Origin of the sequence: Gemella sanguinis ATCC 700632 (genome assembly GCF_000701685.1) — a bacterium.
GTDB lineage: Bacteria > Bacillota > Bacilli > Staphylococcales > Gemellaceae > Gemella > Gemella sanguinis.
On record NZ_JNJO01000027.1, the window covers coordinates 1 to 11,837 of the forward strand.

Sequence of the window (11,837 nt, forward strand, 5' to 3'; positions counted from 1 at the left end):
GAAAAACTTCGCTCGACTTGCATGTATTAGGCACGCCGCCAGCGTTCGTCCTGAGCCAGGATCAAACTCTCCAAATAAATTGTTAGCTTGATTAGCTCATTAAAAAGTTTTATAGTTCCTTTTTAGAACTGTCCTTTTTTGGAATTAACGTTGACTTAATTCGTTTAGTTTTCAATGTTCAAGTTTGTTGCGATTAGCAACTTTTATAGTTTAACATTTTTATTATTCGATGTCAAGAACTTTTTAAAAGTTTTTTAAAAAATTTTTTAACATTCGGTTTTTAAAAAATGTTGTTTTTGTCTTCTTTCCTGAAGACTTTTTCTATTCTATCATCTCATTTATTCTTTGTCAAGAAGTTTTTTCATTATTTTCTTAACTTTTCATTTTCGTTTTCATCAGATTGTTCGTTTTTTATAAATTATTATTAATTATACCTTACGATTACCTACTTAACTACGGCGGACATATTGGTTATAGTGTAAGGAAAAGTGAACGAAACAAAGGTTATGCAAATTCTATGTTAAAATATGCATGTTCATTTTTATTTTCTCTTGCGTTAGATAAAGTATTAGTTACATGCGACCACGAAAATATTGCTTCTAAAAAATCAATTGAATCTTGTGGTGGAGTCCTAGAAAATATTGTTAAGGAAGATAATAGTTATAAACTTCGTTATTAGATTTATAAAAAATAAAATAAGGTTAGATCGGAATTGTATAATACTATTCCAATCTAACCTATTTATTTCATTTCTACTATAGTAGCACCCATTCCACCTTCATTTTGGCCACCACTTCTGAAACTTTCAACATATTTGTTTGTTTTTAAATATTCTGCAATATTTTTTCTTAGAATCCCCGATCCTAAACCGTGAATTATAGTAAAAGTATCATAGCCTTGAAGTATAACTTTATCCATATAGTTTTCTATTTCTCTAATTGCCTCTTCAGTATTTAAACCTATTACGTTAATATCTATACCTACTTTTTTACTACTAACACTACTTGTACTTATATATCTTGTAGCAACTTCAGGTTCACTTTCTATTTTTCTAACCTCTTTTTTCTTGATATTAAGTTTCATAGCACCCATTTTAATTTGCAAAGTATTTCCTGATATTTCAAGAACTGTCGCTCTTTGATTATAGCTAAGTACTAATACATCATCTCCAACCTGTATTTCAGAATTTTTGAACTTAGGTTGATTTTGTAATTGCTTAGCCAATTTTATATTATTTTTACCTTTATCCATTTTATGAAGAATTTCATTAACTTCATGTTGTTTTAATGAAGAACTATCTTTAAACTGACGATATATTTCTAACATTTCTTCTTTCTTAGCATCTATTTCTTTGTTTAATTCTATACTAAGTTCATTATATAGACTCTCTTTATATTCTTCATATTTTTGTAAATTATTATCTAATTGCTCTTTTACTTCATCTATTTCTGTAATGGTTTTATTTAAATAATCTAGTTTATAATCATACTCTCTTATATTCTCAGATAATTTATCTATAAATAGATTATTTTCTTTTGTATTTTCTTCTAATAGAGCACTAGCTTCTTTTATAATAGTCTCGTCTAAACCTAATTTTGCAGAAATATTAATTGCATTTGATTTACCTGGTAAACCGATAATAAATCGATATGTCGGTTTTAATTTCTCGAAATCAAATTCCATAGAAGAGTTCTTATAATATTCTGATTCAAAACAGTAATTTTTAATTTCTGGATAATGAGTTGTACATAACATTGTTGCATTTAACTCTTTAGATTTATCTAATAAAGCGATTGATAACACTGCCCCTTCACTAGGGTCGGTTCCTGAACACAACTCATCTAAAAGTATTAAACTTTTTTCATTAGTGTTATTTAATATGTTAATTATATTGGTCATATGAGATGAAAAAGTCGAAAGGTTATTTTCTATTGATTGTTCATCTCCAATATCAACAAATACTTTTTCAAAAAATCCAACAGTTGACTCCTCTAGTGCTGGTATGTAAAATCCTAAGTGAGTTAAGTATACACATAAACCAACTGTTTTTAGAATTACAGTTTTACCTCCGGTATTAGGACCGGTAATTATTAAAGAATTTCCTTTATTATCTAATATAACATCGTTTTTTACTACTAACTCTTTTTCAATTAATGGATTATATGCTTTTTTTAAATTAATTTCTTGAGTCGCGACAATATTTTGTTTATTAAAACCCTTTTGTGAACAAAAATTCATTTTTGAAAAAATAAATTCTACTTGAGAAAAATTCCATAAAGAATTTAATAATTCATTAGACTTCTCTTTAATTACTTCAGATGCCTCTTTTAATATTCTAAGAATCTCCTCTTTTTCACGTCGTTTTAAAACTCCTATTTCATTATTAATTTCAACATTTTCTTTCGGTTCAACATAAAACGTATTTCCAGATGCAGATTCATCGTGAATTATACCACCAAAATCATTTTTATGCTCTGGTTTAACTAAAATTACATCTCTATCATTACGCTTTGTTACAATTGCTTCTGTTAGTTTCTTTACATTAGCTCTAAGTATATTTTTTAATATTTGATCACTCTTGTTTTTTAACTTTGTTATATCAGCTTTTATATTTTTTAATTCTAATGATGCATCAGGTCTTATATATCCATCTTCATCAACTATCCTATCTAAGTATCTTTCTAAATCTTCAAGATTATCTAATTTTTCTATGTATTTTGTTATACTACTATATGAATTGTTTTCCTGTATTTTAATAGAGTCAAATCTCTTAGAAAATCTATCATAAGTAATTACATTTCTTAAAATATAAAAAAGTTCTTTTTCTGATAATACACTATCCTTCTTCGCTTTTTTCACACTCATATTATAATCATATATTTTCAATCTAAACTCATTGGGATACTTTCTTAATAATTCATATGCTTCTTCATTTTCTTTATGAACTTCTACTAGTTTGTCATAATTATTTATATATTTTAAATTTTGAATCTTATCATAAGATAACTCTGAATAACAATATTTTTCAATATCTTTTAACACTAAATCTAAATTCAATTTCTTTTGAGTAATTTTATTCAACTATTTTTCACTCCTTCATGAATTTTTTTAACAAAGTATATTATACACTAAATCTATCTTTTTAACAATTCTATAGCAAAAGAATAAAGCAGCAACATAATTTTACACTAATGCCACTGCTCGTTCTATTTTCTTATTTAAAAAATAAATCTATTAATTGCTCTGATAAAATAGGTGTATTTTCTAGAATAAATCCTGGTATTGTTGAATTTGTAAATATTGCAATTTTCCACTCTGATAGTGGTAATACTGTCACAAAATATAAAACTACAAATATTAATAAATAAACTTCTACAAAACCAAAGATTCCACCTAATAATCTGTCTGTTGTTTTTATTAACGGTAATTTTCTAATTACACCTAGTGCTGATGCAATTATTTGAATAATCAGTCGAATTACTATAAATAATACGACAAAAGAAACTATTCTATAGTATGCCGTAGGTATATTTAATCCAGCGTATACCCCCTCTAAACCTGTGGTTACATCTGCTGGTATTGGAATTAAACTAGGAAATAAATATGCTAATCTACTACTAAACAACATTGATACTATTAAACCAACTATCATAGTTCCAACATAGAATAATTGCATTATTAGCCCACGTTTATGTCCTAAATAGATACCTAAAAACAATAGTATTACTATTATTATATCTACCATATAGTCATCCTTTCTTATTTTTTTATTATTATATAAATTAAACTTTAAAGTAGCATTAATCAATGTTTGATTAATGCTACTTTTTTCTTTAAAATTATTATTCTTATTCTACTCCAATTATATATGGATATACTGGTTGTCCAGATTCAATAAGTTCTACCTCTACATCAGGGTATTTGTTTTCTAATAATTCTTCTAGAAAATCAGTATATTCATCTGTACTATCTTCACCTAAGTAAAGAGTAACTATTTCTTTATCTTCATCTAAAGATTTTTCTAGTAATTCTTCAAGTACAGTGTTTAATGATAAATCAGAAACAACTATTTTACCATCTTTGATTCCCATAAATTGGTCTTTCTTAATTTCAACACCTTCTATATTAGTGTCACGAACTGCATAAGTTACTTCAAGTGTACTTACAGTTGATAAAACTTCTTGCATATTTGCAAAGTTTTCTTCAGGCGAAAGTTGTGAGTTAAATACCATTACCGCAGCTAAGCCTTGTGGAGCTGTTTTACTTTCAATTACAAAGACATTTTCTTCCGCTAATTCTGCAGCTTGTTTTGCTGCTAGTTGAATATTTTTATTATTAGGGAATATATAAATATTTTTGGCATTAACTTCTTTAATAGCTTTCATTATATCTTCAGTAGATGGATTCATTGTTTGTCCACCTTCTACAATATAATCAACACCCATTGATTTTAAAACTTTACTTAATCCAGCACCCATAGAAATAGAAATCATAGCTTGTTCTTTAACTTCTTTCGGAGCACTAGCTTGTTTTGCTTCTTGTTTTCTTAATACTTCTCTGTGTTGTTCACGCATATTATCAGATTTGATTTTAATAAGTTCACCATATTGTTGTCCGTAGTTAAATACATCACCTGGTGTTTCTGTATGAACATGAATTTTTACATATTCACTATCAGAAATAACAAGTAGTGAATCACCAAATTTACTCATATCTTCTCTGAATTTATCTTCATTAAATTCTTTTTTATTTTTATCAAGACGAACAGTAAATTCTGTACAGAATCCATAGACAATATCTTCTGGACTCATGAAGTCCATATCATGATTATCTTCAAATTGCATATCAACTACATTAGTTTCAACTGAATCTAATCCTTCGATCTCTTCACCTTTTAATGCAGCTACAAAACCTTGATATACACAAACTAAACCTTGACCTCCTGAATCAACTACACCAACTTCTTTTAAAATAGGTAACAACTCAGGTGTTCTCTTAAGAGATTCTTGAGCTTCTAAGTAAATTGCATCCATTACTTCAATAACTGAAGTAGTGTTTTCTGCAGCTTTTACACCTGCTTCTGCAGCTTCACGTGCTACTGTTAAAATTGTCCCTTCAACCGGTTTTATTATTGCTTTGTACGCTATACTAACACCATTTTGAATAGCAGCTGCAAATTCTTTTGCGTCAATCTCACTTTTATCAGCTATATGTTGAGTCATTCCTCTAAATAATTGTGAAAGAATTACTCCTGAGTTACCACGAGCTCCCATTAATAAACCTTTAGAGAATGACTTTCCTAACTCACCGATATTTTCTACAACATTCGCTGCTGTTTCTTTAGCACCTGAAGACATTGATAAATTCATATTTGTTCCTGTATCACCATCAGGTACTGGGAAAACGTTAAGAGAATTAATTTTTTCTGCATTCTTAGCTAAATTTTTAGAACCTAAATCTATCATTTTAGCTAGAACTAGTCCATTGATTTTTTCCAATGCGCTACCTCCTACTTATTACTTACTTTAATGCCTTGAATAAAGATATTAACCTCATTCACTTTAGCACCTAGTGTTTTTTCTATTTGATATTTCACTGATGACTGAACATTACTAGCTATTTCAGATATTTTTGTTCCGTACATAACTATTATATATAAATCTATTACTAATTTATCTTCATCTTGTTTAACAACTATTCCTTTTGAATAATTTTCTTTTCCTAAGATTTCTATAATTCCATCTTTAACTTGGTTCTTACTAGCCATACCAATTATACCGTAACAACTTACTGCTGTTCCACCTGCTACAGTAGAAATAACGTCATCACTAATTGATACGTGTCCTAGTTCATTATTTACTTCTAATACCATAATTTTTCCTCCTATTTAAAATAGACAAATGAACATACGAATAATTATACCTTTTTTAATAAAAAAATACAAGTAAAACATTGATTTATCATCAATTAGAGCCTCTTACTATCCATAATATTTATAGTTTCTTTTATTTATTTCCTCGAATAAATTCTTTAGCGTGAATCATTAATGTTACTGTATCACAAACTGGAGTTTGAATATTATGCTTCTTACCTAATTTAGATATGGCTCCATTTAAATAATCTATTTCCGTTAATCTTCCATTTTTCATATCTTGATATAATGATGGGTAATGTAACCCTCCAGTACTAGGATCAAATAAGTTTTCAATGTTATTTTCAACTAACTCTTGATTCACTTCCACACCTTCAGCTTTAGCAACAGCCGTAACTTCATTTAGTACTGCTCTAGTTAATTCTAAATTTTGTTTAAAACTTCCATACTCACCAATATTACAATCTATCAATGTACAATACGTATTCAATACACAGTTAAGTCCTGCTTTATGCCAAATAGATTGGAAGGTATTATCTGAATACTTCATATTTAATCCAGCTTTATTTAATCTATCTATTAAGCCTTTAGTCTCCGCAAGATTATCTTCCTTAACTTGCTTTATTTCTGTTTTTCCTGATCCATAAGCTTTAAGTACACCAGGTCCACCCAAACCACTCGTCCATAATGTCACACCAATTAGAATGTTTTCTTCTTTTACAAATTCTTTAAGAGTATCAACGTGCCCTAGTCCATTCAGTATACATATAATTTTTGTATTTTCATGCATAAGATGCTTTACCTTTGTTAACATACTTCTTAATTGCATCGACTTTGTAGCTACAAAAACAACATCATACTTTCCTTGTACATCTTCTGGATAGTACGTTGGAATATTATAATATCCTTGTTCCTTATCATCTATAATAACACGTAATCCATTATTATTTATATTTTCAACGTGATCTTTCCAAGAATCAACAAAAGTAATATCTTCACCATTTTTAAATAGCATATAACCAAATCTAGACCCTAGAGCTCCTGCTCCCGCAAATAAAATTTTCATAATGATGCCTCCTTCACTTATATTTATAATTTAATTTTATAATTAGAAAACTTTTTTGTCAACCTATTAATGACAACTAATAAAACAAAAAAAGAAGATATTCAAAATTGAATACCTTCTTTTATATTAATAATTTTCTGGTCTATAAACTTCTGACTTATATAATTTTAGTACATCTGAATACAATCTATCAGCAAGAAACGCAACCGTAAATGGAATTACGAAAAATGCTAAGACTATTTGTACTAAACTCCCAGGATTCATCTCGTAAGCTTTAGTTGGTCCAATTAGTCCAATGATACCAAATCCTGCACTTTCATGAGTTCCTTGGATTCCTAAGAAATAACCTGAAAGTCCAGTTATTGCCGCTGTCGTTAGAATTGGTAAAAATAACTGAGGACGTCTTGCACAGTTAGGCATCATTAATTTAATAGCACCAAGAATAATAGCTATACTTGCACCTTTACTTTTAGCTCTAAAAGTTCCAATTGATAAAACTGCCGCAGCTGCTACTAGCCCAAGAGTTGCTGCACCTGCACCAACATAATTCGCATTTTTAAATAGTATTAATCCCATAGCAACAGTTGATACCGGTGTTACAATTAAGAATGCAAACGACATTGTGATTAACATACACATTAATATAGGTTGTAATGTTGTAAATTTAAAAATTATTTGTCCTAAAAGATTTGTTAAACTTTTCATATAAGGTAACGTAACTAATCCTAGTGCTGCTACTAACCCACCAGTTATTGGTAAAAATATAATTGTAACAGAACCAAATTTATCTTTTACTAATGATATTGCTATTGCACCAATTGCAGTTATTAACATAACGTTAAATAAATCTCCCATTGGCACTCCAGTATAAGCTTTTAAATTCGCATTAAATGTTAATGATCCACTTGCTGCTAAAACAGTTGCACCTAAAACTGCTGATTCTAGTGGTTTGAATTTTAACATTTGTCCAACTATCATACCAACTAGCACTGGAATAGAAAATTGTAATAAATACATCGCTTGAGATAATGTTGTAAACACATTAGCCGCAAAGTGTTTTCCTAGATACTTGAATAATGTACTCAATACTGCATTTGGAATTAAACCTGCTACGACCCCTAGTGCAGTACCATTTAAAATTATATTAAGAAAATCTCTCACACTTCTTTTTTGCATATACATCCTCCTGTTTTATATTATTATTTCACTATAATAATATAAAATCAAAAAAATGTAAAGAGTTTTTTGAAAATTTATCTTATTTTTCTTATAAAAACGTTTTTATAATTTTTTTACAACAAAGGTGAAATTAATATAAAAAGGAATCAAAGTAATTTTTTACTTTAATCCCTTTTTTTCTAATATAATGGCTTTTTATTTGGTGTTCCTACTTTTCTAGGATATTTATTTGGAGTTTCCTTAGCCTTTCTTATTTCTAGTATATGGCGCTCTTCACCCTCAATAGAAAACTCTAAATCTTTTTCTAATTTACCACCAAGCAACTTTATCGCATTTAACGCTTCTTTTGTTTCTTCTTCTGCTTTTTGTGCCTTCAAACTTAAAAAGTATCCATTTTTTCTTACAAGAGGTAAACATAATTCTGAAAGTACATTTAATCTAGCTACTGCTCTAGCAGTTACAATTTCGAACTTTTCTCTGTAATCTCTATTTTGTCCAATTTCTTCTGCACGAGCATGAATAAAATTACAGTTAGTTAACTCTAATTCATCTTTTAATAAATTTAAGAATTTTATACGTTTATTCAATGAATCAACAATTGTAACTTCAAGGTTTGGGTATAAAATTTTAAGTGGAATTGATGGGAATCCTGCTCCACTTCCAACGTCACAAATATTATCAACATTACTATAATCCTTGAAAAAAGCTAATGATATCGAATCATAAAAGTGCTTAGAATAAAACTCTTCTTCCTCAGTAATTGCTGTAAGATTTATTTTTTGATTCCACTCAACAACTAACTCATAATATCTTTGATATTGATTTTTTTGTTTTTCACTTAATTCAATACCTATTTGTTCTGTTACCTTACTATAAAATTCTTGTTTATTCATCATTTCTTCCTCTTCGTTGTTCCAAGAATACTAATAGAATAGAGATATCTGCAGGATTAACACCTGAAATACGTGATGCTTGACCGATTGTTAGCGGTAAAACTTTTTTAAGTTTTTCTCTTGCTTCTATTGCTAAACTTGGAACATCATCATAATCCAGGTCTTTTGGGATTTTCATCTCATTCATTTTTTTAAGTTTCTCAACCTGTTGTAATGATTTTTTGATATACCCTTCGTATTTAACCTCTATTTCAACTTGTTCAATAACATCCCTAGCTAATTTAGTATCATCTTCAGCTAAGTACATTATATTTTCATAAGACAACTCTGGTCGTCTTAACATGTCTATTGCTAATATACCATCTCTAATTTCTGCACTATTTAGTTCTTGTAATTTTTCTAAAGTTTTTTGAGTTGGTGTAATTCTAAATGTTTTTAATCGCTCTATTTCATTTTGAACTGCATTACGTTTATCACAGAATTTTTTATATCTTTCTTCTGTAATTAGTCCATATTCATATGCCTTTTCAGTTAAGCGCATATCAGCATTATCATGTCTTAATAATAACCTATGCTCAGCTCTAGATGTTAATAATCTATAAGGTTCATTAGTTCCTTTTGTAACTAGATCATCAATTAAAACACCAATATAAGCCTCATCACGACCTAGTATCATAGGTTCTTCTTCTAAAATCTTGCATGCGGCATTTATTCCCGCCATTATTCCTTGTCCTGCAGCTTCTTCATAACCACTAGTACCATTAATTTGACCAGCAGTAAACAGTCCATTAATCAACTTAGTTTCAAGAGTTGGCCATAATGTCGTTGGATTAATTGCATCATATTCAATTGCGTATCCATTTCTCATTATTACCGCATTCTCCAACCCAGCTATACTGTGAACCATATCACGCTGTACATCATCTGGTAAAGAAGTTGATAGTCCTTGAACATAAATTTCCTTAGTATTTCTACCTTCTGGTTCAAGGAATAACTGATGTCTTTCTTTATCATTAAATCGAACATATTTATCTTCGATACTTGGACAATACCTTGGTCCTGTTCCTTGTATTACTCCAGAATACATAGCCGAACGCCCTAAGTTTTTATCAATTATTTTATGTGTTGAAGTATTAGTATAAGTTAACCAGCACGGAACTTGATCTTCTACATATTCTGTTGTTTCATAACTAAAAGCATGTTTCTCATTATCTCCAGGTTGAATAGCAGTTTTTGAAAAATCAACACTATCTGCATTAACTCGAGGTGGGGTTCCTGTTTTAAACCTAACTAAATCAAATCCTAGCTCTTCCAACTGTTTAGGTAAATCAATTGAGGGCATTTGATGATTTGGACCAGATGAATATTTTATATCTCCGATTACTATTTCTCCCCTTAAATAAGTTCCCGTAGTAATAATAACAGTTTTAGCCTTATAAGCAGTCCCTAACATTGTTTTTAAGCCAACCACTTTATTATTTTCAATAATTAGTTCTTTAACCATAGCTTGTTCAATATCTAAATTTGGAGTATCTTCCAATATTCTTTTCATTTCTAATTGATACTCAACTTTATCAGATTGCATTCTAAGTGCACGAACCGCTGGCCCTTTTGCAGTATTTAGCATTTTACTTTGAATATTTGTTTTATCTGCAACACGACCCATTAAACCTCCAAGTGCATCTACCTCACGAACTACTATACCTTTTGCAGGTCCACCTACACTAGGGTTACATGGCATAAAACCAATTGTATCTAGGTTGATTGTAATCATTAAAGTACTCACACCTTTTCTACTAGATGCATATGCTGCCTCAATTCCAGCATGACCACCTCCGATTACAATAACATCATATTCTTTTAAAAATTCAGTCATAGTACCTCCATATATTTTAACGTAATTGCAAAATAATGCTTTGACCAAAATTTTGATATATTACTAAATTTTTACCTTTATAATATTATCACAATGAGAAAGAAAAAACTAATAATAAACATTAATACAAATGTTTTTCCATGTATTTTCTTATGAAAAACGTAGAATAAAATATTCTAATTATTTCTATTGTTACTCATTTTTTTATTTAAATAGTTATTAATATATTTACTTAACATTTTTATTAAGTTATAATAGTACTAGTTATTATTATTAATTAGTGAATGGAGGGATTTTCTTGAATATTAAATTAGTGTACGCAAGTTTAACAGGTAACACTGAAATGTTATCAGATTTAATTATAGAAAAATTCGAAGAACAAAAAGGAATAGAAATTGAAAAAATATTTATTGAAGATATGGTTGATTACGATTTTTTAGATGATGCCGATGCCTTTATTGTAGCAACATATACATATGGTGAAGGGGATCTTCCTGAAGAGATGGAAGAATTCTTTGAAGAAATTGGTCAAAAAGATTATTCTGGAAAAGTCTATGGAGTAATCGGAACTGGAGACACTATTTATGAACAATACTGTGTTTGTGTCGATCAATTTAATGACCAAATAGCAAAAACAGGTGCAACTAATCCTACTGAAAATCTGAAAATTGAAATTGAAGCAGATACTGACGAAGATTTTGAAAACATTGATAAATTCATAGAAGATTTCGCCTCAGCACTTTAAATATTAAATGCAAAAAAGACTATAGGTTTTTCCTATAGTCTTTTCAGGCTGTTGACAAATAGGTCAACAGCCTTTTTTTAACTGAAATAAAACCTTTAAAATGGTATAATATAAGTATACAAAGGAGGTTTTAGTATGTTTAATAAAGTAGAAAATATAAAAGATGAAATAATACTAATGACACTATCAGAAATAGTACCTAAAGA

At 29.0% G+C, this 11,837-nt stretch carries 10 protein-coding genes and 1 rRNA gene; 2 read left to right on the forward strand and 9 right to left on the reverse strand.

The genetic code is table 11. From position 1 onward, the window contains the following. A 16S ribosomal RNA gene (locus T369_RS0107500) occupies positions 1–77 on the reverse strand; the annotation flags it as partial. A gap of 323 nt (positions 78–400) precedes the next feature. Here T369_RS0107500 and T369_RS09555 point away from each other — a divergent pair. Beyond that, on the forward strand, positions 401–679 hold the full coding sequence (locus T369_RS09555) for a GNAT family N-acetyltransferase (RefSeq protein WP_210727774.1): 279 nt from the start codon (positions 401–403) through the stop codon (positions 677–679). 62 nt (positions 680–741) lie between these two features. Here the strand turns inward: T369_RS09555 and T369_RS0107510 are convergent, their stop codons facing one another. The 8 genes from T369_RS0107510 to mnmG all read right to left on the reverse strand — a co-directional run bounded on the left by T369_RS0107510 (position 742) and on the right by mnmG (position 10,886). Beyond that, positions 742–3,081: an endonuclease MutS2 gene (locus T369_RS0107510; protein WP_031553806.1), complete on the reverse strand. Its 2,340-nt coding sequence runs from the start codon at positions 3,079–3,081 to the stop codon at positions 742–744. 133 nt (positions 3,082–3,214) lie between these two features. Then, positions 3,215–3,745 (reverse strand): CvpA family protein, encoded by a 531-nt coding sequence (locus tag T369_RS0107515; protein ID WP_031553809.1) that lies wholly within the window; start codon positions 3,743–3,745, stop codon positions 3,215–3,217. Between the two features lie 103 nt (positions 3,746–3,848). Beyond that, the gene (locus T369_RS0107520; RefSeq protein ID WP_233417895.1) at positions 3,849–5,465 is read right to left on the reverse strand and encodes a DAK2 domain-containing protein; all 1,617 of its coding nucleotides are present in this window, start codon (positions 5,463–5,465) and stop codon (positions 3,849–3,851) included. 44 nt (positions 5,466–5,509) lie between these two features. Then, entirely contained in the window at positions 5,510–5,872 is a 363-nt protein-coding gene (locus T369_RS0107525) for an Asp23/Gls24 family envelope stress response protein (RefSeq protein WP_006365102.1), read from the reverse strand. A 133-nt stretch (positions 5,873–6,005) separates the two neighbouring features. Then, positions 6,006–6,938, reverse strand: coding sequence for a ketopantoate reductase family protein (locus T369_RS0107530; protein WP_031553815.1), 933 nt, complete (start codon positions 6,936–6,938; stop codon positions 6,006–6,008). A gap of 126 nt (positions 6,939–7,064) precedes the next feature. Then, positions 7,065–8,114 (reverse strand): PTS sugar transporter subunit IIC, encoded by a 1,050-nt coding sequence (locus T369_RS0107535; protein ID WP_031553818.1) that lies wholly within the window; start codon positions 8,112–8,114, stop codon positions 7,065–7,067. A gap of 182 nt (positions 8,115–8,296) precedes the next feature. Next, the gene (gene rsmG, locus T369_RS0107540) at positions 8,297–9,010 is read right to left on the reverse strand and encodes a 16S rRNA (guanine(527)-N(7))-methyltransferase RsmG (RefSeq protein WP_031553821.1); all 714 of its coding nucleotides are present in this window, start codon (positions 9,008–9,010) and stop codon (positions 8,297–8,299) included. Beyond that, positions 9,003–10,886 carry a tRNA uridine-5-carboxymethylaminomethyl(34) synthesis enzyme MnmG gene (gene mnmG, locus T369_RS0107545; RefSeq protein ID WP_031553824.1) on the reverse strand — a complete coding sequence of 628 codons (1,884 nt, stop codon included), beginning with the start codon at positions 10,884–10,886 and terminating at the stop codon, positions 9,003–9,005. The genes rsmG and mnmG overlap by 8 nt, the downstream gene beginning before the upstream one ends. 298 nt (positions 10,887–11,184) lie before the next feature. Between mnmG and T369_RS0107550 the strand changes: the two genes are divergently transcribed. Next, complete coding sequence (locus tag T369_RS0107550; protein WP_031553827.1) at positions 11,185–11,631, forward strand: flavodoxin domain-containing protein; 447 nt, start codon at positions 11,185–11,187, stop codon at positions 11,629–11,631. Positions 11,632–11,837 lie beyond the last annotated feature (206 nt).